Here is a 25,511-nt window from a genome sequence, read left to right on the forward strand (position 1 = left end):
CATGTTAAAGAACATCAGGCTACACATCGAGAAGGATGAGACTCGCCAAGCAGAGCTGGAAGCTAAATTGGCCACGCATATTGCCAAAACCAGTAATGAAAATCTCAATGCTTTCCAGCGCCATATCCCTTCGCTGGTTGACTATTTTCACGAAACAAATCCGAATATCTCTTTGTTTTGTAACAAGTTTGGTGAACTGAATGTAGTTGACTATGGCAGCGGTCGTACCTTGTACGGACTGTATCCAGAGCAGGAAATCATTAGCCATGTCGAGCAGTTTTGCCAGCATCCTGTCTATGTGGATTTTTCGGCTGACCATGCAGCCCAACCTGTACAAGAGTGCGTAGGAGATGAGCTGGCATCGCTGCACAACTATGCGCGTCTTTTAGCCAGCCCTTGCCTTCCTGATGCCCCTGAGCTGGTTATTGTATTGGGACTTGGGCTTGGGAGACATCTTCGTTATCTGATTGAACACTATGCTATCAAGCACCTCATCATTTATGAGCCTGAGCCACAGTATTTTAAGTGCTCATTAAGTGCAGAAAGCTGGAAGGAAGTCTTGGAAATTGCCAAGCAAAAAGGTACTGCATTGTATTTTCAGATTGGCAAGGATGGACGGGATATTGTCGCCAATTTGAATGAACTGCAGGCTCACGTACCCGTTAAAGGTGCCTATCTTTATCAGCATTATAATCATCCTATTTTCAACATCCTCTATCGTCAGTTACTTACTAAGTCCTGGTCAGAGTTGATGAAACAGGGGCTGAGCTTTGCCCAGCAAGAAAAGCCCGAGGAGTATTGCCCTGCTTGGTTAATGGCGTCGACGCCAGAAAATTGGCGTTCTTTAGCGGCGGATGATGAGGTGTTACGGCAAAACCTGTCGGCCTTTGCACAATATTTTCCTGACATTTACCAAGAGTTTAAGAGTTATCAGCCAATGTATTGGTGGCCGGTACGTATGCCTGATGGTGATGTTAATCTGGTTGAGCGTCACCGATTGGTCAGTTGGTATGGCGAACACCCCAAACAAGAGAGCGAGCTAAGTTATCAAGGTTTTTCGAATCACCCTCATAAAGACGGGCTGGTTCTGGGTTATCACGGGGTAAAACTTAAACACTATCTACATTACAAGTTTGTCGCTAAGACACAAGATATGCTGGTTGAACTGGAGGACGAGCAGGGGAGTCTGCCTCAGACGGTAAAGTCGCTAATCTTGTTTGGCTTGGGAGCAGGCTATCAATTGGAGAGGTTGCTTCAGGAGCATCAGGTTGAGAAGTTGTTCTTGTGTGAACCCAATCGTGACTTTTTCTACGCTTCACTATTTGCCATAGATTGGGCTGCCATCTTACGACAGCTAGATGACCATGACGGACGGCTTTACATTAACATCGGTGATGATGGTAGCCACTTATTCCGAGACTTACTGAAGCAATTTTACGCTGTCGGCCCTTACATTCTTAACAATACGTACTTTTACCAGAGCTATCACAATGGCGCATTGAATCATGCCATCGCCCAACTAAGAGAGCAGTTGCAGGTGGTGATTTCCATGGGGGAGTACTTTGACCATGCATATTATGGTATTGCGCATACGCAAGAAGGCTTTGCCAGAGGTTATCCGCAATTGCGTAAGCAAACGCCAGCGCTGTTATCTGCTGGCCACAAAGAAGTACCAGTGTTCCTTGTCGGCAATGGGCCCTCGTTAGACTTCTCTATTGATGCCATAAAAGAGTGGCGTGAGCAGGCAATTGTCGTATCCTGTGGAACCTCTCTGCAGGTGTTGCATCGACATGGTATTGTGCCTGATTTTCATGCTGAGATTGAGCAGAATCGGGCGACCTTTGATTGGGCCAGCAGAATTAATGATTTCGACTATTTAAAGCAGATCACTCTCCTTTCCTGTAACGGTATTCATCCTGATACGGCCGCGTTATATAAGAATGTCTATCTGGCCTTCAAGGAAGGAGAGTCGTCTACCGTGTCGTCTCTGCAAGCGCTAGACGAGGCGCAGTTTGAAGTGCTGCGATTTTCTTTTCCTACTGTGACCAATTTTGCTCTGAATCTGTTTACCAGGTTGGGAATGCATCAGTTGTATTTGTTGGGTGTAGATTTGGGATTTGTGGATAACAAACACCATCATTCAAAACATTCTGGCTACTATCGTGATGGTAAAGATGAGTTATACGAATACGCAAAATTGCATAATACAGCGTTAGTTGTGCCTGGTAACTTTCGCTCCAGCGTTTTTACCAAGTATGAATTCAAAGTTTCCAAAGTCATGTTGGAACAAATGCTGGCGGGAACTAAGATTGATTGTTACAACTGTGCGGACGGTGCCGCAATCGTGGGTAGCAGACCGCTTAAGATTGAGGATCTGTTAATCATTACCAGCAAATCAGACAAACAATCAGCCTTGAATGCGATTTTGTCGTCGGCCTTTGTCTCTAGCGATGGCTTCGCTAAGCGTTATGCCGAGAAGTATAGCCAACAGACATTGCTTAAAGAACTAAAGGTTTTCAGACAACTCTCCAGCCAAGATATTACCACCATTGGCGAAGCGGAAGGGGTAATTGAACAACAGAAGAAGCTCTTGTTCTTGTCCTATCAACAAGGTACTTCGCTACTCTTTTATTTCCTCTATGGAACGGTGAATTACGCTAACTCAGTATTGACTAAAGTGCTTTATGCAAGTACTGATGAAAGTAAAGTAATTGAGGGATTTAATCGAGTTTTGTTTGAATGGCGAAATAGCCTGCAGCAGGTTGAAGAAATACTTAGCCATGAAGAAATGAATTTTGATTTATCTACATCTCATGCGGAGCAACGCGGTGTTTTTCAAATTAGGAGAAACAATTCCGGAAAGGTATTTACCTTGCGAACTAACTCTCATCGTTGTATTGAAACAGTAGAGCATGTCAATCAAATTTATAGTTGGTCAATAAAAAAGCAGATACAAAATTTTTCTACGCCATATGATGAAGCCGAAGGTGATATTGTCGTTGTGTGGGAAAATACTGAACTTCCGACTTTCTTTGATTTTGGAAAAATAAATTCGCTATCTAAAAATAAGCACTTTGTAATATTTATCGGTAATGAAGGCCAGTTGTCAGATATAGATTACATACCAGAGAATGTAACATTCTTATATCTGACAGGAGACTACAGAAAAGAAGGTGTATCCCCTCAAGCGAATGATCCTCATCGATACATGTTGTTTAATGGGTACTTTGACATATTTAAAGACTGCCGTTTTATCGCTGCTAAACTCATTTGTGAAACTGGTCATCCTGTCCAGTTGAGTGAGGCGGCCAAAAGGCTGGTTTCATCGCTTTATGCATATGATTTTGTTGACTCAGTGTGTTTTTATTCTAAACCTCAAAGTATCCAAAAGCTGATCGTTAACTCAGGTAATCGGGGGGCTTATTTGGGGTTAGGATGGTCTAGAGATAACTTGGCCTCTAGAGAAGAAGAAAGAGGCTTAATTGCAGAGAAGAAGACTAGAGTCTCTGAACATTTCCCTTATTTAGTGGGCGAGGATAGTTTGTATGTTTAATAATAAGACAGTTCTTATTACCGGAGGCACAGGTTCCTTTGGCCAACGTTTTATCGCCAGGATTTTAAAAGACTACTCTCCTACACGTTTGATTGTTTATAGCCGTGATGAGCTAAAACAGTCGGAAATGCAGCAAAGCTTTTATCACCCTAGTATGCGTTATTTTCTAGGTGATGTTCGGGACAAGCATAGATTAAAGACCGCTATGCGTGGCGTGGATTTTGTTGTGCATGCCGCTGCACTTAAGCAAGTTCCTGCCGCGGAATATAACCCCATGGAATGCATTAAAACCAATATCATGGGTGGGCAGAATGTCTTGGAAGCGGCGATAGAATCTGATGTTAAAAAGGTCATTGCACTTTCTACAGACAAAGCGGCAAACCCGGTTAATTTGTATGGTGCAACAAAACTGGCATCAGATAAGTTGTTTGTGGCTGCTAACAATATTTCAGGGGCAAAAGGCACGCGTTTCGCCGTTGTTCGTTATGGTAACGTGGTCGGGTCGAGAGGCTCTGTGGTGCCTTTTTTCCAAAAGTTGGTCAACCAAGGAGAGAGTAAACTCCCTGTTACCCACGAGCAGATGACACGTTTTTGGATTACGCTGGATCAAGGCGTTGAATTTGTAATCAATAGTTTTCAACGTATGCAAGGCGGTGAGATCTTTGTGCCTAAGATCCCATCAGTACATATTCTTGATTTAGTTGAAGCCGTCAGTGGTCGTCGGGAATACGAGGTCGTTGGTATTCGTCCCGGAGAAAAGATCCACGAGATGATGGTGCCGGAGGAAACCGCTCACCATAGTGTGGAATTTGACGATCACTTCGTAATTCGTCCTCCCATCACCTTCTTTGAAAAGAACATTAATTACCATAAAAACAAGCTGGGGGAAGAGGGCCGTGATGTGGCTGATGGTTTTGAATATCACTCAGGTAAGAACCCTCATTTTTTGACGGTTGAAGAGTTACGGCAATTAAACGAGACGGCATTATGATTCCCTATGGTCGCCATCACATTGACCCTATCGATGTGGCAGCCGTGGTGGACGTCTTGGAGAATCAGTTCCTGACTCAGGGACAACAAGTACCTAGATTTGAGAATGCGCTTACGGCCTACTGCCAGGCAACCCATGCTGTAGCAGTGAACAGCGGTACCTCGGCATTACATATTGCTTGTTTGGCCCTTGGCGTTGGGCCGGGCGACATTGTCTGGACATCGCCTATTTCTTTTGTCGCGTCGGCAAACTGTGCCCGCTATTGTGGTGCAGATGTCGATTTCGTCGATATAGACCCGGTTACCCGCAATATGAGTGTGGCGGCTCTGGAAGATAAGCTTAAACAAGCCAAGATAAGTAATAAGCTCCCCAAGGTTATTATTCCTGTTCACTATGCAGGTTTGAGCTGCAATATGCAGGAAATCAGGGCGATAACCCAACCTTTGGGGATTGCGCTGATCGAAGATGCTAGTCATGCCCTGGGCGGTCACTATGAAAATAGACCGGTTGGCAGTTGTCAGTATTCTGATGCATGTGTGCTTAGTTTTCATCCAGTGAAGTCCATTACCACCGCCGAAGGTGGGGCAGTGTTGACCAACAATGCCGAGCTTGCCAAAACGCTGCGATTATTCTCCAGTCATGGTATTACCCGTGACCCAGGATTGATGGAGGAGAAAAGCGAAGGTCCTTGGTTCTACCAACAGGTCGCATTGGGCTACAACTACCGTTTAAGCGATTTGCACGCCGCCCTGGGCATATCACAGTTAACTAAATTGGATGATTTCATCAAGGCCAGAGCAGCTATTGCTCAGCGCTATAATGATTTATTGGCTGATTTGCCGCTGAATCTACCTGTCTGCAGTGAAGGCGCGTGCAGTGCCTGGCACCTGTACAGCATCGAGTTGTTAGAGCACGAGCGGGCCGATATATTTGTCAAACTGCAGCAGCAAGGCATTGGTGTGAATGTGCATTATATCCCTATCCATTTGCAGCCTTATTATCGTCAACTGAGATTCAGGCCAGGAGATTTCCCCCATGCCGAAGCCTTTTATCAACGCGCCATTACCTTGCCATTATACCCCGCGCTCGATGAGTCGCAGCAGTTGCAGGTGGTGAACACATTGATCGGCAGCCTGGCCTAAGTGCAATCGCACGCTTTCATTTATTCAGAGCGAAATACAAAGTGACAATCAAAAAGACTAATAAAATTCTCTTAATCAGGATGTTGGATAAAGGCGATGCGCTGTGTATCGGTGTACCGGCGCTACGTTATTTTCGCCAACGCTTTCCCGAAGCCAGCCTGCATTTTATGGGTTTTGCCCAAGGTAAAGAATTGGTTAAAGCAGCAGAGCCTGATGCAGCGGTTAGTGGATTGGAGCAGCATCAATGGCCGGAGCATATCATTCCAGCTATGGAAACCTTTTTAGGGCTCGCCGAGCAGATCATAGCCGAAGGATATAGCCAGATAGTCTGTCTGGATACTGCATTTATGCCTTGTTTTTTATCCCGTTTTCTTAAAGATGCCGGTGAACCTGTGGTGGGGAATTACATAAGTTTGTCGGTACAAGAGCTGATTGACCAATTTCAGTGCCAACAACTCAGACCTGAATATGTGAATGATGCGGCAAACTATTTACGCAGCGATTTTTTCGCCATGGCTCGCTGGCATACACCGTGGTGGCAATCATCGCCGCAATTGGATTATGGCTACCCAGAATTTTACTTGCGTCATTGTTGTGGTTTTGACCAGATTGAAATGGATATGTCGGTTAACTTGCCTGAGTCTGCAACGTCTTCCGACCAAAAAGGAGAAAGGAAAGTTGTGGCATTGGCCCCCTTTAGTGAAAATAGTGCCTATGACTATCCTTTTGCAGACCAATTAAAGTCAGAACTGATGGTGCTTGGTTATCAGGTATGGAGTATTCCTAAGCAGGATGCTTCAGTGCGCAATACCTTGATGCGATTAAAAGCGTCGGATTTGCTGGTCACGGTACCCTTTGGTGCACAGTGGCAAGCCACAGCGGTGAACTGCGCTAGTTTGGTGATTTGTGGTGATATGGATCCACGTAGATTAATTCCTGACTATGCCACAGATCCACATATCGGCCCGATCCCGGCAGATAGCTTAGCGCAAAGTATCCATTCAATATTTTCCGAATCTGCAGATAGCTGACCGGCTATAAAGCAAAGGGTAAAGAAATTGGCGGTTACTGCCGATGTATAGGGATGCGGGAGGAAGTATCAGCATGAAAACTGTCATCACTTACGGCACCTTTGATCTGTTCCATATTGGTCATGTGAATTTACTCAAGCGGGCGAAAAGCCTGGGAGAGCGGCTGATTGTCGCTGTGTCTACCGATGACTTTAATCGTCAGAAAGGTAAAACAACCCTGGTTCCTTATGAACATCGCCATGCCGTAGTGGAAAGCTGTCGCTATGTTGATCAAGTGATTTCCGAACACGACTGGCTGCAAAAAATCGACGATATCGAAAAATATCAAGTTGATGTCTTTGTCATGGGAGATGATTGGCAGGGCAAGTTTGACGAGCTTAAACAGCACTGTGAGGTGGTATATCTGCCCAGAACCCGGGATATTTCCTCAACCGCCATTAAGCAGGCCATGGCAGTAATCGCCCAGGTTGAACGGGAACTACGTTGATATGTCCGCACCTAGTGTGACCGCGTTGATGACCACCTACAATTGCGCTGATGAGGTGGGGGAGACCATCCAAAGTATATTGGCACAGACCCTCGCAGACTTTGAGCTGTTGATTGTTGATGATGGTTCCACAGATGGTACGGTGGAGAAAATTAGGTCTCTTTGCGACCCACGAATCCGCCTCTATCCACAAGCTGATAATGCGGGAGTAGGGTATCGTCTCAATCAAGCGCTACAATGGGTTAATTCCGCATTTATTGCCAAAGTGGACGCTGATGATATCTGTATGCCTCAGCGCTTTGAAAAACAAAGGGATTATTTGTTGGCGCATCCTGAACTTGGCATGGTGAAAAGCTATTTTGAGTATTTTACTGACGATCCTGTGGTAGCCGGTAGTGAGCGCTACCGTCAGTTTCGACAGGTAAAAGAGCCTCAGCACAACAGCATCGACACACCTCAGGCTTTAGCTTTACAACTAATGCGTTGGAATTGTGTGGTCCATACCAGCTACTTTGCCAGAACTGATGTGGTCAAAGACATTGGTTATCCTGATACCCGAATCGGTGAAGATTACAGTTTATTTTATCGGGCCGTGAAAAGTGGGGTAGGTATTGGCTGTGTGCCTGAATGCCTGGTTAAAATGCGATTGAGCCAATCATCCGTGACAACCAAAGCCGATTCTGCCCTACATTTCGCTAAAACCCTGGTTGAGCTGAAGCAAGACGAATTGCGGGCTTTACATCAGCGACATGGTGAGCTTTGGATATATGGAACCGGCGCGCTGGCCAAGGGAATGATGCAGAGCCTACCTGAAATAGGGCTCAGTGCCAGCGGCTTTATCGACCGAAACGCTGCCGATTTTTATGCACCAGAGCTGGGCCGATACCCGGTACTGGCACTCAATGAAACTCTGCCTAAAGGTGTTGTGATTGCAGCTCAGCCTGTGCGGGATGAGATCTGCAGCTTCTTTATCAACGCGGGTTGGGTGGAGTGGTCTGATTTTATGGTGATTGCTTGATGAAAGTGTCAATTATTACGGCAACTTACAACAGCGCCAAAACCTTGCGTGCATGCTTGCAAAGTGTTGCCGTGCAAGACTGCCTCGAACAAATTGAGCATATCATTGTTGATGGTCAATCAAGTGATTCTACACTGGCCATTGTTAATGATTTTCCGCATATCAAGCAGGTATATTCCGAGCCTGATGAAGGGATTTATGATGCCTTTAATAAAGGGCTGGAGTGGGCAACGGGCGACATTATCTACTACCTGAATTCAGATGACGTATTGTTGCATGCGGGAGCCATTCGACAGGTACTCGATAGCTTTAGTGATGGTCTGGAATACGTAAGTGCTAAAGTCATGTTGAAAGATCCCACTACCCAGGCAATGTGGCTTCAGAACTCCAGGCTTTTGAAATTCAAAGATACATCCTTTCAACATCCTTGCCATCAAGGTTTCTTCGTCCGCAGGGACTGGCTGCGTCAAGCTGGGGGATTTCCCCGTTACTTTGATATTGCGGCGGATTCTTACATTATGCTCAAAGCGATTACGTCTGTTTCGGGATGCTTTTTAAATGAACCCGTCGCGTGCTTTGAACGCGGTGGCTTTAGCAGTGACCTTAAGCACGCGGATAAATTACAAGCCGAGCTAAAGGATATCTATCAGATGCTGAGTATTGAGGGCGCTGGGACTTTATCGGTGGAAGCCTGCAAAGCTCAGTTTAGTCAGTGTAAATCGTTGCTGGCGAGTGTGCTTAACAAACAGCCCTTAACTGCGACTTTGAATCACCAGCGTATTGCCATTTTTGGCACCGGGCAGATGTCGGTACTTATTGCGCAAATACTTGCTGCTAATGACGCAGAGCTGGTGTGCTTTGTGACAACAACCGGCGGACAATCTCCTTGTCTGGGACGAGATGTGATTGCATTAGCGGAAAATTTACCTGTCGACGTTGTCATTAATGCCATTGAAGGTGAACATTACAAACAGATTGAGGACATGATAGTGGCGCAAAATCCAGGTATAACGGTATTGAGATGGTTTGATATTTATGAGTAGTAAAAAAGTTGCGCTGATAACTGGTGTTACGGGACAGGATGGCTCCTACCTGGCAGAGCTCTTACTGGAAAAAGGATATGAGGTGCATGGTATTAAGCGCCGCTCATCTTCCTTTAATACTCAACGAGTTGACCACCTCTACCAGGATCCGCATGTAGATAATCGTAACTTTATATTGCATTACGGTGACTTAACCGACACATCGAACCTGACTCGCTTGGTACAGCAGATTCAACCCGATGAAATATACAACTTGGGTGCACAGAGCCATGTAGCCGTGAGTTTTGAAGAGCCAGAGTATACGGCTGATGTTGATGGGCTTGGTACGCTGCGCTTACTTGAAGCAATCCGATTGCTGGGGCTGCAGGATAAGACACGTTTCTATCAGGCATCCACGTCGGAGCTGTATGGTCTGGTGCAGGAAACCCCACAACGAGAGAGCACACCTTTTTATCCCCGTTCCCCTTATGCTGCCGCCAAACTTTATGCCTATTGGATCACGGTCAATTATCGCGAGTCTTATGGTATTTACGCATGCAACGGCATTTTGTTTAATCATGAGTCGCCACGTCGTGGTGAAACTTTTGTAACCCGAAAAATTACTCGTGGTTTGGCGAATATTGCTCAGGGTCTGGAGCATTGCTTGTATATGGGCAATATTGATGCGTTGCGAGATTGGGGGCACGCCAAAGACTACGTCTATATGCAATGGCTGATGCTGCAACAATCTCTGCCAGAGGACTTTGTGATAGCAACTGGTCAGCAATATTCGGTGCGACAGTTTATTCTGTGGGCGGCGGCTGAATTGGGGGTGCAATTGCGCTTTGAAGGGCAAGGCATAGAAGAGATTGCCGTTGTTGAGAGCGTTACAGGAGCCTGTGCGCCAGCATTAAAGCCTGGCGACATTGTTGTGCGTATCGATCCCAAGTATTTTCGTCCTGCTGAGGTGGAGACCTTACTGGGAGATGCCAGTAAGGCGAAAGAAAAACTGGGATGGCAGCCTAAGATTGATGTGCGTTCACTTTGCGAAGAAATGACTCGTCATGATTTGGTCGAAGCGCAAAGGGTGGCCTTTTTAAAGCGCAATGGCTTTGATTGTGCTTTAAGTGGTGAAGGATAAATGGCAGGGGGACTTCATGAATAAGCGACGGGTATATGTCGCCGGACATCTCGGTATGGTTGGGCGTGCCTTGTGCCGGCAGCTTGCTCTGGATGCCGATGTAGAGCTAATCTCGGCGCCCCGCACTGAACTGGATCTCACCGACCAGCGAGCTGTACATGCTTTTTTTCAGCAGCATAGAATCGATGAGGTGTATTTGGCAGCGGCTAAAGTGGGAGGGATTTACGCCAACAACACTTTCCCGGCTGAGTTTATCTATCAAAATATGATGATACAGAGCAACCTTATTCATGCTGCCCATTTAGCCGATGTGCAGAAAGTTCTGTTTTTAGGTTCCAGTTGTATCTATCCCAAGTTCGCTCCTCAGCCAATATCTGAAAAGGCGTTGTTAACCGGGCCACTGGAACCCACCAATGAAGCTTATGCAATAGCCAAAATTGCCGGTATTAAGCTGTGTGAAAGTTACAACCGGCAGTATGGCAGAGATTATCGCAGTGCAATGCCGACTAATCTGTATGGCCCCTATGACAACTTTCATCCAAAGAACAGTCATGTTATTCCCGCGTTGATAAGGAAATTCTACAGGGCCATACAAAACAATGAGCCTCATGTGGATATATGGGGAAGCGGCAAAGCCAGGCGCGAATTTATGCATGTTGATGATCTGGCTGCCGCTTGTTTGTACCTAATGGCTATCCCGCAAACTCAGTATTGGCGGAAATTAGATCCTATGTGCTCGCATATCAATTTAGGTACGGGTACAGACTGTTCAATTCGTGAGTTGGCCGAACTACTGCAAGCTATAAGCGGCTTTCGGGGAGAATTAGCATTTGATTGTAGCCAACCTGAAGGTACTCCTGTCAAGAGACTGGATATTAGTTCTTTATCTGAATTAGGTTGGCAGGCAAGCACTTCATTGTCGAATGGTCTGCAAAATGTTTGGCAATGGGCGGTGAAGAATGGCGAGTTGCTCATCTGAGCATTCAGATCAAGTGTTTGACTGCAAGTTTATTGCAGCGATTAATAAGTTGAGTAGGGCGATATGCGTCACGTTTTAGTTACTGGGGCTGATGGATTTATCGGTTCTCATTTAGTTGAGCATTTGTTAGCTAATGGTTATCAGGTGCGTGCGCTGGTTCAGTACAATTCATTTAACTCGGCAGGATGGTTAAACGAAATAAAACATGCGAGTTTGAAAATAGTCTTTGGTGATGTTCGCGACAAGAGCTTCTGTGTAGAGCTGTGCCGAGAGATTGATGTCGTTTTCCACTTGGCTGCGTTAATTGCGATTCCATATTCTTATCAAGCGCCACAAAGTTACATTGATACCAACGTGAGCGGCACATTGAACATGTTGCAGGCCGCAGTGGAAACGGGGGTAAAACGTTTTATTCAAACCTCAACGAGTGAAGTCTACGGAACGGCGTTGTATGTGCCAATTGATGAAAAACATGCTTTACAGGCCCAGTCACCCTATAGCGCTTCAAAAATTGCGTCTGATGCAGTGGCAATGAGCTTCTACCACTCTTTTGGTTTAGCTGTGAGCATTGCCAGACCATTCAATACCTATGGACCTAGACAGTCTGCCAGAGCGGTGATTCCAACTATCATTGGTCAGATTGCAGATGGTGCCAAACTGATTAAGTTAGGTGACACGAATCCAACAAGGGATTTTAACTACGTAACAGACATCTGCAAAGGCTTCGAGGCAATTAGCATGTCTGAAGCGGCCGTTGGTGAAGTGATTAATATCGCTTCAAACTATGAAGTTTCTGTAGCTGACACATTGAACATGATTAAACGCCTGATGAACAGCGATGTGTCCTTTGAACTTGATGAAGAGCGCTTAAGGCCAAAGGGCTCAGAAGTATTCAGGCTTTGGGGGGATAATACCAAGCTTAAATCCCTTACTGGCTATATTCCTGAAACGACGCTAGAAATCGGACTTAGACAGACTATAGATTGGTTTTGCAAAGCTGAAAATTTGTCGCGTTACAACACATCCGTGTACAACAAGTAGCTGAACAATGCAAAATCCGTTATTTAGATTTATCCGCGATTTATATAACACAAGTGATTTTATTCCGCTGCACGCTCCCATTTTTACTGGCAACGAATCACTCTATGTTCAGCATACGATTGAATCAACTTATGTTTCTAGCGTTGGCGCCTATGTTGATCAACTTGAAGATAGTTTGGCTAACTACTGTGGAGTGGCAGGTGCGGTTGCGGTGGTAAACGGTACATCAGCGCTACAGGTAGCCCTTTACGCTTCTGGGGTAGGATATGGCGACCTGGTTATCACCCAGTCTATGACCTTTGTGGCTACCTGCAATGCCATACATTGGCTTGGTGCATCTCCTGTATTTGTCGACATATCCAGTATCAGCCTTGGGCTATGCCCTGATGCACTCAAAACTTTTCTGGATGAAAACTGTGTTGTGACTGCACGTGGGTGCATGCATAAGCAGAGCGGGAAGATGGTTAAAGCTGTTGTCCCAATGCACACATTTGGGCACCCTGTGCAAATGGATGAACTGATAGCAGTGTGCGAGCAGTGGGACATCGCAATTATTGAAGACGCCGCAGAGAGCTTGGGTTCATTATACAAAGGGAAATGTTGTGGTAGCTTGGGAACAAAATATGCGGCTTTGAGCTTCAACGGCAATAAGATTCTGACTACAGGTGGAGGGGGCATGGTGCTATGCAAAGAAAAAAGCGCAGCTCGCTACCTCAAGCATATAACTACAACCGCTAAAATCCCACATAGCTTTGAGTTTGAGCATGATGAGTATGGATTTAATTTTCGTATGCCAAATTTGAATGCTGCATTAGGTTGCGCGCAGTTCGAGCAATTAGAGAACTTTATTGTGGATAAAAGAGTTATAGCATCTAGTTACCAAGAGTATTTTGACGGCTCGGACTTTAAGTTTATTCGTGAACCTGACTACTCGCGTTCTAATTATTGGCTCAACGCAGTTCTATGTCCTTCAGAGTCTGCCCGAAATAAGCTACTAAACGAATCTGTTGAAGCGAAAGTGATGCTCAGAGCCGTCTGGAAACCCATGCATCAACTGGAAATATACAAAGGATGCATAAAAGGTAATCTTGAAAAGACGGACTACTATGCTAAACGTTTAGTTAATCTGCCCAGTTCTGTCCGCGGGAATTAGATATCCAGTCTTTTACATACGACATGCAGGCATCAACTCTGCTCACTTCTAAAGTAAAACTTGTAGCCACCTACTTCAATAGATGGTTGAAAATTTTTGAAGCTTGTAGCTCTAATCCTTTTTCTAACTTCATTCGGTGACATGTTGCACTTAATCTCGCTAAGCGCGTTGAGCTCTGCTCTTGTATATTTCTTCTCAGACCATTTTTCATCGGTTAATGAGATTGAGTTGTTAGTAAGTACTTCACCCATGACTTCATAAAATAAACTCAGTTGTATGTCATAAGTTTTGGTCAGCAATGTCGATACGTTATCGCATTCTAAAATTGGAAATCGCTTAACGCGTATTATGGCACCAGTATCTACTTCAGCCTCCATCAGATGGCAGGTTGCACCGTACACTGCTGCATTGTTATAAAGCGCGAAATTACAGCAACCTATTCCTGGGTATTCTGGAGGGGCTGGATGGAAATTAATGGCTGCAAGTTTTGCTGACTTAAGTAGGCTTTCAGGAAGTATCCACCTGGAAAGGTAAGATATTACTAGATCTCCTGACCAGTTCTTTAAGGACTCGGGATAGGGGGTGCCCCATTCTCCATAGTATTCCTCTAAATCATTAGTATACTGCTTAATAAACTTTGATGCTTTAGATGTCCAAGTATCATTAGCCTTACCAAGAAATAGTATTTTAAGCTCTGTTCTTTCCAAAATATTTCTCTCCCACTTTTTTACTGAAAATCATACTAAGGCAGGCTAATTTTACTGTAAATGAACTAGTATATATGCATTAAACCTCATAAATGACGGGGGTTACTTTGTTCATAAATATTGTGCCTGGTGGGATGTCTTGGGTGACTATGGCACCCGCAGCGATAATAGATCCCTTGCCAATCCTTACACCTCTCAGTACTGTAACGCCAAAGTTAATCCATACATCATCTTCGATGATAATGGCTTTACTTTTAATGCCAGGCAATGCATCAACGTTCTTGGGGTGTCCCGATGTTATTATTGCTTTGAACTGAGCATGCCTTTCGTCAGGAATGGGAGAGTGGGCTGTACCGTCATGGATATTTACATTATGAGAAATTAGGACTCTATTACCTATACTAATGCTATCCATTGACCAAATTTTTGTCCCTTCCCCTACATAACACCAATCACCAATATTAATTTTTCCCCCATGCCCGTAGGTTAACAAGTGACCACGAATATAAGTATTATTACCAATAACAACTCGTTCTTTTCCTCTTGCTAAATTCTCAACTTTTGCCTCTGCAGCAAGTGTTGTTGAATTTCCTATCGTGCACTCTCTAGTGTGATTGATTTCTCTTCTGGTATTTTCTAACTCTCTAAGCATCCATTTGAAGAATTTAAATTTAATATTCTTTAACATCGAAGATCGCCTTAATATAAGGTAACGAGCGAGTTGTGAAATAGAATTTTGTCAGGGTTAACCCCTAAATCAATAAGTTGCCTGTAAATGTCTGCAGCATGTTCACTTACTACATAAATAGCGTCAAATTCGGATGTTAAAATGGTATCTGGAGAAAAAATAGTTATGCCATTCAAAGATTTTCCATGCTTTGAACTGTTGTTATCCAAAAAACCCTTAATATTAAATTTGGATAAATTGAGTAAGGAAAAATCCTCACCATTTTTCCCAGACCCAAAGACGAATATATTCTTCTTTTTATTCTTTCTGCGAGAAAATACGCTGAAGGCAAATCTATTTACCTTGGAAAGAAGGATTGACTTCTCAGCAATAATTTTACCCTTGAATAATGGGCCATGTTCAGATTTATGCTGGTAATGCGTCAGTCGCTTTCCTCTTGTTGCCATGTAATATCCGTATGGCAGTGTTTTTTCTGGTTCAACAACCAATTCTTCACTTGATAACAATGAGAAAAGTTCATCACTAGAGGCTGGTTTGTATACACAGTCCAACTCCGAATACCAAGCTATTGGCCCTGCCATTATTGAGGGCTTTCCATAAAACACAGCTTCAATGCCAGTTTGTGAGCCATAGGTAACAACTTTGTGTGACACATCTATTAGCGAATAAGAACTGCATTTAGAACTCTCATCTATTATGGTCAGGTTATGTGTTGATGCTAGCTTTTCCAAGTCCTCATGCCAGGTAGCAAGAAGTTTTGGTGAGCTTTTCTTCATATGTGGATGGATTCTAACTACCAAATGGTATGCTGGATTATTATCGGTAAAGTAGAGAAGATCATCGATGAGAGAGAACTGAGTTTTCCAAATCCGTTTATCTACGATATCAAAAAGTCCTTCATATTCATCTTCTGTAGATGTAAAGAAAGATATTATTTTTTTATTCGGAAGAGGGGGCAGTTGACCTTCGATTTGACCTTTTGAAAATCGCTCAATGTAACCAATTTCACCTATTCCCTTTCGGTTTTTAGAGAAAAAATCACTAGCAATACTTTTGGCTTCTTCCTTACATGGTAAATTATCCCACTCGCTAACCATGTATTGTTGATTTCTGACTAAGTCGTGTGGTCGACTTGGATATTCTGTATAGTGTGAGCTATCGCAACCACCCTCATGAATTTTAAAAGGAATATTGAGTTCTGTTATGACCTCATAAACTGCACGATAACAACAAAATCGGCCGTTCATGAATATTACTTCAATGTTCTCTTTGTCTTCCTTCTCTAAAAGCGATTTGGTGAACTCATAGACAGATATAGAGCTAATGTACATGTCATTTATGATATCTTGATATGGCTCTAGGTTTGGTGATGGATCTTTCAAGTAAGAAATTAATGAGGATGTAATCCCCAGTCCGACATTAAAGCTTTTATAGTGGAGGGATTTGAGTGAGTCCAGATCTGATACTGTAATATTTTCGCTTTTTTCAAGCCTTATTTTGGGTTCTAAATATTTAAATTTTCCACCATTAATTAGTTTTGACATTTTCTTTGTTCGACCATCAAAACCAAATGCCTTCAATAATGGGTGTAAAGTATCGTGTAAGAATTCTTTATAAGGAACAGATTCACCAAGAAAATAATATTCGACCTCAAAGTTTCTATCTACATAATTTTGAGCTATATCAAAAGACTGACCAACGTGAGGTGTGCAACTAAAAAACTCAATAAATATTTTTTTCATTTAGTTGTTACTTCTCACAATACTAATTCTTCAAGGCTAATGACATCTGTAACTACCATTCCCCTTATTTCTTCAATTCTGCTCTTTCCTGATAAGTAACTCAGTTTTCCCTCTTTGTCTCTTGACTCTCTTATCTTGGATTCAATGTATGCTTCCTCAATACTCATCTCTTTCAAACCGTTCAATCTATCATTTCGAACAAAAAATAAATTATTTCCTGCGCTATTTGAGCCAACAAGAGCGTAGCCTTTCTTCTTAGCGAGGAAAGACAAGGCTGATATTGATGCACCATAGAAAAGGTTACTATGGTGTGCAGTGCTTCTATTGAATTCGGCATCGTATGGGATAGAAATGCACTTTTCTGCACCAAAAACGCTATTCCATTCAGTGATGACAATAACAGGGTTGACGCAACTTATTTTTTCCCAAACCCAATAGTCATTGCCGTCAATATCTATGCTCAGAATCCCAATATCTCCCCCAAATCCATTTTCTGTCAATAATTCATTGATATTATCTCTGGTTATCCATGCGCATTTGGCTGTCAAGTCATGTCGCCAATAATAATCTTGGCTTTTAATTGACTCTATATTTTTGGGTGAGCCATCAAATACCAAACCCCTCCAGTTATTATTCATAAGCAGGAATCTAGTGTTCGACTCTAAATAATTCTCAACTCCGAACTCAATAAATATCCTTTCCCCAACCTTAATATTAGTTTTCTTAATGAGGTATTGTATTATTCCATCTTCACCAAACTGAGAGAAAACTCTAAACTCGACATCATGAATAGAGTTTACCTCCAATCTTTTTTCATTTTCTATGCAAAGTTGTTTACCTTGCAGGAGCATAAGCTCGCTAATTCTTTTGTTTAGTTTTGAAAGTCCATTTCTTACTGCTATTTCGACATGCTCAATGATTAAGTTCTCAATATCTTTTTGCATTTTCACCTCAATTTTTGGCTGTGAGCATTGCATGCACTATAGACTTGTATTTTTTTGCAAAAATTTCTCTAGAAAGTTGATATTGTTTAATTGACTCAATATATCTAGCTTTCTCTCTTTGTTTTTCTTCATCTCTATTCTGCCATACGTTTTGGAGATGGTTTGCAAGTGAAATGGGATCTTCCGCTGGAAAATAAAGTGCATCGATTGGTGCTTGTTCTCGGTGGACAGGGATATCTGAAAGAATAAGTTTCTTGCCTAAACATTTGGCTTCTTCAACGGTTGAGCTCCATCCCTCGAAGTAGGATGGATTAATTACTGCGAGACAGTTAAGTAGTAAACTGATCATTTCGTTTCTGTCTACCAAGCCAAGTACGACAAACCTGTCCTTCAATCCAGAATTAATTATTTTTCTCTCAATGTTTTTAAAGTGTTCTGGATTTCTAATGTCACTAGTGTTTCCAGTGCAATACACTTTTATTTCTGGTGGAAGAAGACTTAGTGCATCTATAATTACATCATGGTTCTTGTGAACCCAAAACTGATTAGGCACATAATAAAAATTTTCGCTAATATTATTTGGTTTGTTTTTGTGTTTTTTTATTGATTCAATTTCAATGTTTGGTGTGAAATTCATAACATGTGATTTTACATGTCCTAGATGTGGATAAAATTTTCTGAAGTCAGATTCGGCTGCATGACTGCTGAGCAAAATGTTGCTGCAACGATTTCCAACTAATTCAATGTTTTTGTTTCTGTTTTCAATCTCTATATCACTGAATAACTGGGGTAAATGGCAATGTTGAAAATCTGGCATCCAATACAATGTATTAGCAGTGAAACGTTTACCTGGCAAAGCATGAGTAATGACATCAAGTTTATAAATTTTTGAGTAGTATGCGAGCCTGATATCAGTTTCAAAGTGTCTGCATAGATTTCTTACTCTTTCAGATCTGTTAAGTAAAAAGTCAGCTTGTATTATTTTAATGTGCTTTCTGTAAATATTGTTAAATATGTCGCTTCTGTTGGTCAAAACAAAAACTTCAAGTTCTCTTTCATTATACTCATTGATTACCGAGAGCAGGCTTAAGAAGTAGTTTAAACCTCCCATCCAAGCGTTATCATGAATAACAACTGGTATGCCAACTCTAATCATATTTGAGACTCATTGAACCAACTTATATATCTCGATAACCCTGTATCGAGAGGTGTTTTTCTTAAGGATAAAAATGTATTTTGTGCTTGCTCGTGGGGATCGGCAACGAGGCAATCGGGATCTCCGATTTTATCCTTTCCGGAAAATATGGGGGGATCTGTATAACCTGAGAGGCAAAGAAGGCGAGAGATAACATGGCTTATTTTCACTGCTTGGCCATTACCTGCATTAACTATTTCGCCGGTATAAGGAATGTTCGCGTCAATTTGCTGGGTAAGAAACTGTATAAAGTCCTCTATGTACACCCAGTCTCTCTGTTGTTCACCTGAGCCAAAAAAAGTAAAGTCACCGTTTCTGGCTTTTATTAATACGTCCCAGGGAAGCTGTTTTTTTAGTCCTTCCCCGAATATGGAGAATGGGCGAATGATTTTTGCTCTTACGCCAAAGGTTTTCACGTAATAGAGGATTATTTCTTCCGCTATTTTTTTGTGTAGCCCATAAACAGATATTGGGGAAAGTTGGCATTTCGTTGACGTTTTCGCTGTCGCGTACTTCCCGTAGACAGCCGCACTGGAGATAAACAGCAGTTTGCTGCTTTTCCAGTCCCGATACATTTTGTTCATCAATGAGCTAATATTGGGAAGGGTTTTCAGAAAATCGGAGTGAGGGCTGGTTTGTGATTCTAGTACAGAGGAACCACCTGCAAGATGAAAAATATAATCTGGTTCATCGCAGCTATCCAACAGTCCTGTATCAATATCGCCGATAATTGTATTGATAGGCTCAATGTCTTTGCACTGATTAGATCTGACAGTGATCTGCACCTGATATCCTTCAGACTTTAGTTTTTGATGGAGGTGAGTTCCGATAAATCCACCGCCGCCAAGAATTAAAATTTTTCTTCTCAAGCCCATCTCCATAACTGCAATGTTTAGTGAAAACAGACAATTTGGTTCAAGACTTTGAACCGCATGTCTTTCTATCTAGATACAAGGCGTAATCAAAGTCATGCTGTACATCAATGTCGACGGAGTGCTCCCTGTCCATCAAATAGGCATAAACCTTTTTTCCGTAATGTATTCCTTTGTTTTCCAATAAATAATCACTCTTAAAGCAATAGATGGCACCGTTTAATCGGTAGTAGGTGGGGAATTTTTGACTGGCTTTTAGCTGCTCTTGCCTAACAAAATTTTCCATACAGCCATCATCTGGAAGAAAATTTGTCCATATAGGAGGGTGCTCGCATTCCGTAACCGATACAATGCCGTCTGCTGATTTTTCGAACAACAATTCTATGCATTTGTCGATATCAATTGTTCTTCGTAGCGGGGATGTCGGCTGTAACAGTATGAGAATATCGTGCTTTTGATCAACAGAAGCTAACGCATGCAAAATTACATCATTTGATGTTGAGCTATCGGTAGCCAGTTGTTCTGGTCTAGAAAATGGTACGTCAGCACCGCATTCTGAGGCAATTTTAGCTATTGCTAGGTCATCAGTGCTTACTACAATAGAATCTATGTACTTACTTTTTTGCGCCGCATATATGCTTCTGGCTATGAGTGGGCAGCCATTGAAGTCTAGTATATTCTTATTCGGAAGCCTTTTACTGCCACCTCTGGCCGGTACAAGTGCCATGATGGATTTATCATTGTACATGTGTGTGCTTTTGCTGACTAAAATAAAATATTTGCAACATCAAGCTGTGCTCGATGGAAATCATCAAGTCGACCAATGTCCATCCAATATTCATGTATCGGAAACATGATTACCTTCCCTGACTTGTTGATGATGGAGTCAAGTAAGTCTGTCATATCTAGTTTCTCTTGCTTGCTTATTGTGTTTATTATTTCAGGGTTTATTGCATATATACCTGCATTTACGAAAAATCTCTGGATAGGTTTCTCTTCTAACTCGGTAATTGTTATGCCATTCCCCTTTATTACGCCAAAGGGAACCTGATACTCATAGTCTCTGACACACATTGTCGCATCAGCATTATTTTTGTTGTGAAACTTTAACAATCTATCAAAATCAACATTAGTCAGGATGTCTCCGTTGATAATTAATACAGGAAGATCCGGCAGCTCCTTGGGCAGTAAACTGAGCGCTCCTGCTGTACCTAAGGGGGTATCTTCATAGACATACTTGATACTGACTCCCCACTTTTCGCCGTTGCCAAAATATTCCTCTATGACTTCGGACAAATAATGAGTTGAAATGAAAAAGTTGACAAATCCGGCCTTGATGAAATTTTTGAGCAATATTTCAAGGATAGGTTTGTTTCCTACTCTGAGCATAGGCTTAGGACAATTATTTGTAAGAGGTCTTAGCCTTGAGCCATAGCCTCCGGCCATCAGTAGCACTGGATTCTGATAGGTCGCAGCCCGTCCTACCCTGTGCAGTGTTTCTAAGCCCACAACCCTCGCGTTGTCTTCTAATAGAGGAATGGCTAGCAGTTTGTGATACTCCATGAGTTGCACGAGCTCATTACGGGACATTGTCTTGTTGCCAGTTAATGGTCGAGTGTTCATTACTAATTCAACCTTATCCTGGATACTGATGTTTTTCAGCAGACCTCGACGAATATCACCGTCAGTAACAACACCCAATAACATTTCCTTAGTATCTACCACGAGGGCAATACGTAGTGCCTCATTGTCTATGACCTGCAATACATCGCGGATTGGCTGCTCCGGGCTGACCAAAATATTCTTCCAGTCGTAGCTCATTAGTACTCTCTCTGCATATATCGCCTGTGCTGATGGCGATGACTGCCTCTTTCATTTCGTGCGATACTTGGTTTTATAACATGTTTGTATAACGGCGAATTCATGATCTACTCGTAGAGTTCGTCGTCAGTTTTGTAACTCCTTGATGATTGTGTCGACAAAATTTCCCAATACTTGAATGGACTTGTGCCATTACCGGGTCTTTTGATGCTCAGACATTCAGGGCTGAGGCATTCGCCAGCGCTAATATCTCTTGCTGCAACTAGGCTTTTACGGATAATGTCTCTGTTTTTCAATTCCGAAGGGCGTGGTTCTTTGATCCCATTTCCCAACGCCATTTCTATTGACCTTATCCCCTTTACCATGGCCTTCAGTTCATCGGGATTCAATGACGCTTTATGATCTGGTCCTTCCATGTCTTTATCCAGAGTAAAGTGTTTTTCTATTACCACAGCACCTCTTGCCACGGCGGCGATTGGAACAATAATCCCTTCACTATGATCTGAGTACCCGGCTTTTACACCGAAAGCATCAGCGAGAGTGTTCATTGCAGAAAGATTGATATCTTCCAACGGAGCCGGATATTCTGACGTGCAATGCAACAAGGTTACTTGTTTTTTTAGCGCTAGCTGGCCGGCTTCTGAACAATAGGCTTCTTGAAAAGCGCTAATGCTAGGAATCGCATCCTGGGGCGCAGTATAGCCAAATGCCAAGACGCCCAGAGCCTGCTCAACTTCTGCTAAGGTGGCCATCCCTGTTGATAAAATAACATTGCAATTGGTTCTGGCGTGCTGTAGCAAAAATGGGGCATTGGTGATTTCCCCTGAAGGTATTTTCAGACGTGTCAGGTTGAGCTGATTGACCAGAAAGTCCAAACTCTCAGAATCAAATGCAGTTGATAGAAACTCAATATTGAGACTTTTGCAGTAATCCATCAATCGAAAATGAGCGTCAAGGGGAAGTTCAAGTCTTGCTAGCATTTCAAACTGTGACTCTGCTTTCCCTATATTGATGGCTTGATATTTGGCTTGTTGTGCATGCCGTGTTACTAAATTTTTTGCTTTGAATGTTTGAAACTTTACGATATCGGCACCTGATTCTTTGGCCACATCAATCAATTTATAGGCTAATGCTTCATCACCATTATGATTAACACCGGCCTCTGCAATAATTAACGTCATACAACCTCCTTAATCAACATAAAAGCCTCTGCAGCCATTGCGTTGCATTGAGCTCCACGTACATATGATAACGATTCCACGGCTTTTCTTGAGCGAGGGAAAGGAAACTCACCTAGTTCAGATTGGTAAACTTCCAGTATGTCTAATTTTTGTTCGAGATAGGGGGCTATATTGACAAAAACATTAGGTCGGAATCCGCCATCTTCTGGTTTTAGCCCAAAGTCGGTTTCCGACATTGTCTCGTAACTCAATACACGTTTAATAAAGGGGGAACGAAAGGTTTTAGTTGCTGCCATGACCGCATCATATACCTCACAATGATCACTATGAGCATCGTTTCTATAAGCGGTAAAAACTTGCTCTGGCTTAACCGTATTTATTACGCTCGCTATTTTTTTGATGAGCTGCTCTTTGGGCTGAATATCTAGTTGGGCTGGCGGCAGCCTTAATTGATGCACACCATGAAACCCATATAAGGCACTTACTTTTTCTATTTCTTGTTCACGATTTTGAATTTGTTGCAGACAAAACCCTGCGGATTCGGTTGGATGCGTAATTAGTAACCAATGGACGCTGTGTCCTTCAGCAATATAGCGCAGGATGCTGCCGCCACACCCTAATGTTTCATCATCGGCGTGGGGGGCAACAATAAGCACACAACTCATAGATAATCTCCCGTCTCTATCTCGTCGGTATCCAAATTACATAACCAGATTGCGTCTTGGCCGTTGCATTTAACTAATACAGCTCCGGGTCTTTTGTTTATCACTTTGCCTGGTTCGATGTTGAGATTGGCAGCATGGTATGCAATCTCGCTGCTAATCACTTTGATGTATCGACCTTTGTATAGAAATTCTGCGCCAGGATAAGGTGGGGCTAGTGCACGAATGAGGTTGTGAATACTAGCGGCGTTCATTCTCCAGTCAATTAATCCATCAATTCGGGTGCGCTTTCTCCAGTACGTTGCCTTGTCATGGTCTTGTGGAATGCTTAACACTTGACCTTCTTGTTTGATCTTTCTCGTCAGAGATTTTAATTGTTTCACTGCAGTATCCATGACTTTGCTATATAGCGTTCTGGCATTATCGGCCGCCAAGATAGGTATTGGTTCCTGACTGATGATTGGACCCGAGTCCATTCCTTCATCCAGCAAAAAAAATGTTGATGCAGTTTCTTGAAGGCCCAGCACTAGTGCCCAAATTAAAGGGTGCCTGCCACGATTCTCTGGCAACTTTGCAGGATGAAAGCCAATTGCACCAACTTTCCCTAGTGCTATCACTCGTTTGGGGAGTAAGTAACTCCATCCCAAACAGTAAATGAGATCAATATCGAAAGAATTTAAGAATTCGTAGGTTGCTTCTCGGTTTGCTGTATCTTCATAGTGAAGTGGGACCGAGTATCGATTACTAATCTCGGAAAGGTCACAAAAGTCTGAATTAATTGCAGATTCAGCCTTGGTAACTACAGCAACAACGGTGATATCTTTCATTGCTAACAAAGTACGTAGGAAAACGTAACTAGACTCTACACAGCCAATAAATGCGATCTTCATTATGTGCTACCTGGTAGGTCGTAAAAGTGTTTGCGGATGATCTCTTTTAGCTCGGTGTTCATCAGGGTTTCTAATATTCTTTCCGAAGCGAGACCATCTCCGTAAACACTCTTGGAGGTTGTGCACTTTTCTTTAAAGTCTTTGCTTAACGCCTTTCTTACTGCCGCATGAATAGAATCCTCATCCTCATCACAATGTATGACAGTATCATCGGTAATTCTCCCCCTTTGTCTGCTGCCAATATTGATGGTCGGGACATGGAAGCTTGGGGCTTCTAATATTCCGCTGGATGAGTTTCCAATCACTGCGTCACAGTATTTGAGCAGGCTCAGATAGTTCTGTTGCCCAACGGATTTTACAACTGCTACGGTGTCTTTATTCTTATGCTTAAATTCATTAAGAAGCGCTATTAAGCTCCTGCCGTGCGTGTCCGCATTGGGGTAAGTAATAACTAATTTATGAGATTGGGTGGCTGATAGTACTGAAAGCAATGCTCTAAACTGCTCAATAGCGCCGTCAGGACTTAACGTCTCCGGATGATAAGTAACAACAAAATATGGAGAGTCTGTGAGGTTTATTCCTACAATTTTCGATAGTACTTTCAGAGGAATTGGGTTTAAACGACGGATGCTATCTAGTCCCGGTGCGCCTACATGAAAAACTCGTTCGGGATGTTCTCCCAACTGAATTACTCTTGTCCTGTATTCTTCTGTTGATGTGAAGTGCAAATGGGACATTTTAGTTATTGAATGGCGTATGGCTTCGTCAATCAGACCTTCAGTTCTTTCACCGCCATGAATGTGCGCTATTGGGATGCGTGCGACCATCGCGGCTTGGGCCATTGCAAGAGCTTCGAATCTATCTCCGAGCAAGACCAGTAAGTCTGGTTTATGACGCTCGAAAGCTTCAGCCCCGCTAATTGTCGCTAATCCCATGGATTTTGCTATGCCCACAGGCGTATCTGAGGATAGTAAGAACTCGATTTTCTCCGTTATGGGAAATCCATCTTGCTCAATTAATGCTGCCGTGTATCCGAATTCCGGAGAAAGGTGCATCCCTCCGACAATCAATTGTAACTGAGCCTCATGATGCTCATGTAACCCTCGGATCACCCATTGCAAAAGGCCATACTCTGCCCTGGTACCTGTAAATACGGCAATTCTTCGCATCATTATTCCCACGGTATTTATATTCTTAATGCTTGTTTTTTTGCTCGGCTCGGTGTAGCAGTTATTTGATTCTGCTGACGAG

General features: G+C 42.9%; 23 protein-coding genes. 11 read left to right on the forward strand and 12 right to left on the reverse strand.

Features of this window, described 5'->3' with window-relative positions; genetic code table 11:
* Nucleotide 1: 1 nt before the first annotated feature.
* The 11 genes from J0A65_RS03205 to J0A65_RS03255 all read left to right on the forward strand — a co-directional run bounded on the left by J0A65_RS03205 (nucleotide 2) and on the right by J0A65_RS03255 (nucleotide 13,558).
* Entirely contained in the window at nucleotides 2-3,553 is a 3,552-nt protein-coding gene (locus J0A65_RS03205; RefSeq protein WP_206592681.1) for a 6-hydroxymethylpterin diphosphokinase MptE-like protein, read from the forward strand.
* On the forward strand, nucleotides 3,546-4,544 hold the full coding sequence (pseB, locus tag J0A65_RS03210) for a UDP-N-acetylglucosamine 4,6-dehydratase (inverting) (protein ID WP_206592682.1): 999 nt from the start codon (nucleotides 3,546-3,548) through the stop codon (nucleotides 4,542-4,544). The genes J0A65_RS03205 and pseB overlap by 8 nt, the downstream gene beginning before the upstream one ends.
* Complete coding sequence (gene pseC, locus J0A65_RS03215) at nucleotides 4,541-5,686, forward strand: UDP-4-amino-4,6-dideoxy-N-acetyl-beta-L-altrosamine transaminase (RefSeq protein WP_206592683.1); 1,146 nt, start codon at nucleotides 4,541-4,543, stop codon at nucleotides 5,684-5,686. The genes pseB and pseC overlap by 4 nt, the downstream gene beginning before the upstream one ends.
* Before the next feature lie 41 nt (nucleotides 5,687-5,727).
* Nucleotides 5,728-6,717: a glycosyltransferase family 9 protein gene (locus tag J0A65_RS03220; protein WP_332874289.1), complete on the forward strand. Its 990-nt coding sequence runs from the start codon at nucleotides 5,728-5,730 to the stop codon at nucleotides 6,715-6,717.
* A 73-nt stretch (nucleotides 6,718-6,790) separates the two neighbouring features.
* Nucleotides 6,791-7,204, forward strand: a complete 414-nt coding sequence (gene tagD / locus J0A65_RS03225) for a glycerol-3-phosphate cytidylyltransferase (protein ID WP_206592684.1) — start codon at nucleotides 6,791-6,793, stop codon at nucleotides 7,202-7,204.
* Between the two features lies 1 nt (nucleotide 7,205).
* Complete coding sequence (locus J0A65_RS03230; RefSeq protein WP_206592685.1) at nucleotides 7,206-8,222, forward strand: glycosyltransferase family 2 protein; 1,017 nt, start codon at nucleotides 7,206-7,208, stop codon at nucleotides 8,220-8,222.
* Entirely contained in the window at nucleotides 8,222-9,265 is a 1,044-nt protein-coding gene (locus J0A65_RS03235) for a glycosyltransferase family 2 protein (RefSeq protein WP_206592686.1), read from the forward strand. The genes J0A65_RS03230 and J0A65_RS03235 overlap by 1 nt, the downstream gene beginning before the upstream one ends.
* Nucleotides 9,258-10,385, forward strand: coding sequence for a GDP-mannose 4,6-dehydratase (gmd, locus tag J0A65_RS03240; RefSeq protein WP_206592687.1), 1,128 nt, complete (start codon nucleotides 9,258-9,260; stop codon nucleotides 10,383-10,385). Before J0A65_RS03235 ends, gmd begins: the two co-directional genes overlap by 8 nt.
* A gap of 16 nt (nucleotides 10,386-10,401) precedes the next feature.
* The gene (locus J0A65_RS03245) at nucleotides 10,402-11,364 is read left to right on the forward strand and encodes a GDP-L-fucose synthase family protein (protein WP_206592688.1); all 963 of its coding nucleotides are present in this window, start codon (nucleotides 10,402-10,404) and stop codon (nucleotides 11,362-11,364) included.
* A 63-nt stretch (nucleotides 11,365-11,427) separates the two neighbouring features.
* Complete coding sequence (locus J0A65_RS03250; protein ID WP_206592689.1) at nucleotides 11,428-12,405, forward strand: NAD-dependent 4,6-dehydratase LegB; 978 nt, start codon at nucleotides 11,428-11,430, stop codon at nucleotides 12,403-12,405.
* Between the two features lie 7 nt (nucleotides 12,406-12,412).
* The gene (locus J0A65_RS03255; protein WP_206592690.1) at nucleotides 12,413-13,558 is read left to right on the forward strand and encodes a LegC family aminotransferase; all 1,146 of its coding nucleotides are present in this window, start codon (nucleotides 12,413-12,415) and stop codon (nucleotides 13,556-13,558) included.
* A gap of 32 nt (nucleotides 13,559-13,590) precedes the next feature.
* On the opposite strand, the gene J0A65_RS03260 is transcribed toward J0A65_RS03255, so the two are convergent.
* The 12 genes from J0A65_RS03260 to neuC form a co-directional block, all read right to left on the reverse strand.
* Nucleotides 13,591-14,265, reverse strand: a complete 675-nt coding sequence (locus tag J0A65_RS03260; protein ID WP_206592691.1) for a formyltransferase family protein — start codon at nucleotides 14,263-14,265, stop codon at nucleotides 13,591-13,593.
* 79 nt (nucleotides 14,266-14,344) lie between these two features.
* Nucleotides 14,345-14,953, reverse strand: coding sequence for an acyltransferase (locus J0A65_RS03265; protein ID WP_206592692.1), 609 nt, complete (start codon nucleotides 14,951-14,953; stop codon nucleotides 14,345-14,347).
* A gap of 11 nt (nucleotides 14,954-14,964) precedes the next feature.
* Nucleotides 14,965-16,695, reverse strand: a complete 1,731-nt coding sequence (locus J0A65_RS03270) for a capsular polysaccharide export protein, LipB/KpsS family (RefSeq protein WP_206592693.1) — start codon at nucleotides 16,693-16,695, stop codon at nucleotides 14,965-14,967.
* A 14-nt stretch (nucleotides 16,696-16,709) separates the two neighbouring features.
* On the reverse strand, nucleotides 16,710-17,639 hold the full coding sequence (locus J0A65_RS03275; RefSeq protein WP_206592694.1) for a hypothetical protein: 930 nt from the start codon (nucleotides 17,637-17,639) through the stop codon (nucleotides 16,710-16,712).
* Nucleotides 17,640-17,646: 7 nt separating this feature from the next.
* Nucleotides 17,647-18,795, reverse strand: coding sequence for a glycosyltransferase family 4 protein (locus J0A65_RS03280; protein WP_206592695.1), 1,149 nt, complete (start codon nucleotides 18,793-18,795; stop codon nucleotides 17,647-17,649).
* The gene (locus tag J0A65_RS03285) at nucleotides 18,792-19,703 is read right to left on the reverse strand and encodes an NAD-dependent epimerase/dehydratase family protein (RefSeq protein ID WP_206592696.1); all 912 of its coding nucleotides are present in this window, start codon (nucleotides 19,701-19,703) and stop codon (nucleotides 18,792-18,794) included. The genes J0A65_RS03280 and J0A65_RS03285 overlap by 4 nt, the downstream gene beginning before the upstream one ends.
* 46 nt (nucleotides 19,704-19,749) lie before the next feature.
* Nucleotides 19,750-20,454, reverse strand: a complete 705-nt coding sequence (locus tag J0A65_RS03290) for an acylneuraminate cytidylyltransferase family protein (RefSeq protein ID WP_206592697.1) — start codon at nucleotides 20,452-20,454, stop codon at nucleotides 19,750-19,752.
* A 17-nt stretch (nucleotides 20,455-20,471) separates the two neighbouring features.
* Nucleotides 20,472-21,527 (reverse strand): nucleotidyltransferase family protein, encoded by a 1,056-nt coding sequence (locus J0A65_RS03295; protein ID WP_206592698.1) that lies wholly within the window; start codon nucleotides 21,525-21,527, stop codon nucleotides 20,472-20,474.
* A 107-nt stretch (nucleotides 21,528-21,634) separates the two neighbouring features.
* Nucleotides 21,635-22,708: an N-acetylneuraminate synthase gene (gene neuB / locus J0A65_RS03300; RefSeq protein ID WP_206592699.1), complete on the reverse strand. Its 1,074-nt coding sequence runs from the start codon at nucleotides 22,706-22,708 to the stop codon at nucleotides 21,635-21,637.
* Nucleotides 22,705-23,373, reverse strand: a complete 669-nt coding sequence (locus J0A65_RS03305) for a PIG-L deacetylase family protein (RefSeq protein ID WP_206592700.1) — start codon at nucleotides 23,371-23,373, stop codon at nucleotides 22,705-22,707. The genes neuB and J0A65_RS03305 overlap by 4 nt, the downstream gene beginning before the upstream one ends.
* Nucleotides 23,370-24,260, reverse strand: coding sequence for a methionyl-tRNA formyltransferase (locus tag J0A65_RS03310; protein ID WP_206592701.1), 891 nt, complete (start codon nucleotides 24,258-24,260; stop codon nucleotides 23,370-23,372). Before J0A65_RS03310 ends, J0A65_RS03305 begins: the two co-directional genes overlap by 4 nt.
* A complete protein-coding gene (gene neuC / locus J0A65_RS03315; protein WP_232849709.1) occupies nucleotides 24,260-25,429 on the reverse strand; it encodes a UDP-N-acetylglucosamine 2-epimerase in 1,170 nt (389 codons plus the stop codon). The genes J0A65_RS03310 and neuC overlap by 1 nt, the downstream gene beginning before the upstream one ends.
* Between the last annotated feature and the right edge of the window lie 82 nt (nucleotides 25,430-25,511).

Source organism: Bowmanella yangjiangensis (assembly GCF_017255015.1).
GTDB lineage: Bacteria > Pseudomonadota > Gammaproteobacteria > Enterobacterales > Alteromonadaceae > Bowmanella > Bowmanella yangjiangensis.

Bases quoted from the DNA above. Each gene is read 5' to 3' on its own strand.
- J0A65_RS03230 (WP_206592685.1), top strand. From the start codon at position 7,206: ATGTCCGCACCTAGTGTGACCGCGTTGATGACCACCTACAATTGCGCT.
- J0A65_RS03305 (WP_206592700.1), bottom strand. From the start codon at position 23,373: ATGAGTTGTGTGCTTATTGTTGCCCCCCACGCCGATGATGAAACATTA.
- gmd (WP_206592687.1), top strand. From the start codon at position 9,258: ATGAGTAGTAAAAAAGTTGCGCTGATAACTGGTGTTACGGGACAGGAT.
- J0A65_RS03205 (WP_206592681.1), top strand. From the start codon at position 2: ATGTTAAAGAACATCAGGCTACACATCGAGAAGGATGAGACTCGCCAA.
- J0A65_RS03280 (WP_206592695.1), bottom strand. From the start codon at position 18,795: ATGATTAGAGTTGGCATACCAGTTGTTATTCATGATAACGCTTGGATG.
- J0A65_RS03310 (WP_206592701.1), bottom strand. From the start codon at position 24,260: ATGAAGATCGCATTTATTGGCTGTGTAGAGTCTAGTTACGTTTTCCTA.
- J0A65_RS03275 (WP_206592694.1), bottom strand. From the start codon at position 17,639: ATGCAAAAAGATATTGAGAACTTAATCATTGAGCATGTCGAAATAGCA.
- pseC (WP_206592683.1), top strand. From the start codon at position 4,541: ATGATTCCCTATGGTCGCCATCACATTGACCCTATCGATGTGGCAGCC.
- J0A65_RS03250 (WP_206592689.1), top strand. From the start codon at position 11,428: ATGCGTCACGTTTTAGTTACTGGGGCTGATGGATTTATCGGTTCTCAT.
- J0A65_RS03265 (WP_206592692.1), bottom strand. From the start codon at position 14,953: ATGTTAAAGAATATTAAATTTAAATTCTTCAAATGGATGCTTAGAGAG.
- J0A65_RS03295 (WP_206592698.1), bottom strand. From the start codon at position 21,527: ATGAGCTACGACTGGAAGAATATTTTGGTCAGCCCGGAGCAGCCAATC.
- neuC (WP_232849709.1), bottom strand. From the start codon at position 25,429: ATGCGAAGAATTGCCGTATTTACAGGTACCAGGGCAGAGTATGGCCTT.
- neuB (WP_206592699.1), bottom strand. From the start codon at position 22,708: ATGACGTTAATTATTGCAGAGGCCGGTGTTAATCATAATGGTGATGAA.
- J0A65_RS03245 (WP_206592688.1), top strand. From the start codon at position 10,402: ATGAATAAGCGACGGGTATATGTCGCCGGACATCTCGGTATGGTTGGG.
- pseB (WP_206592682.1), top strand. From the start codon at position 3,546: ATGTTTAATAATAAGACAGTTCTTATTACCGGAGGCACAGGTTCCTTT.
- J0A65_RS03235 (WP_206592686.1), top strand. From the start codon at position 8,222: ATGAAAGTGTCAATTATTACGGCAACTTACAACAGCGCCAAAACCTTG.
- J0A65_RS03270 (WP_206592693.1), bottom strand. From the start codon at position 16,695: ATGAAAAAAATATTTATTGAGTTTTTTAGTTGCACACCTCACGTTGGT.
- J0A65_RS03290 (WP_206592697.1), bottom strand. From the start codon at position 20,454: ATGTACAATGATAAATCCATCATGGCACTTGTACCGGCCAGAGGTGGC.
- tagD (WP_206592684.1), top strand. From the start codon at position 6,791: ATGAAAACTGTCATCACTTACGGCACCTTTGATCTGTTCCATATTGGT.
- J0A65_RS03255 (WP_206592690.1), top strand. From the start codon at position 12,413: ATGCAAAATCCGTTATTTAGATTTATCCGCGATTTATATAACACAAGT.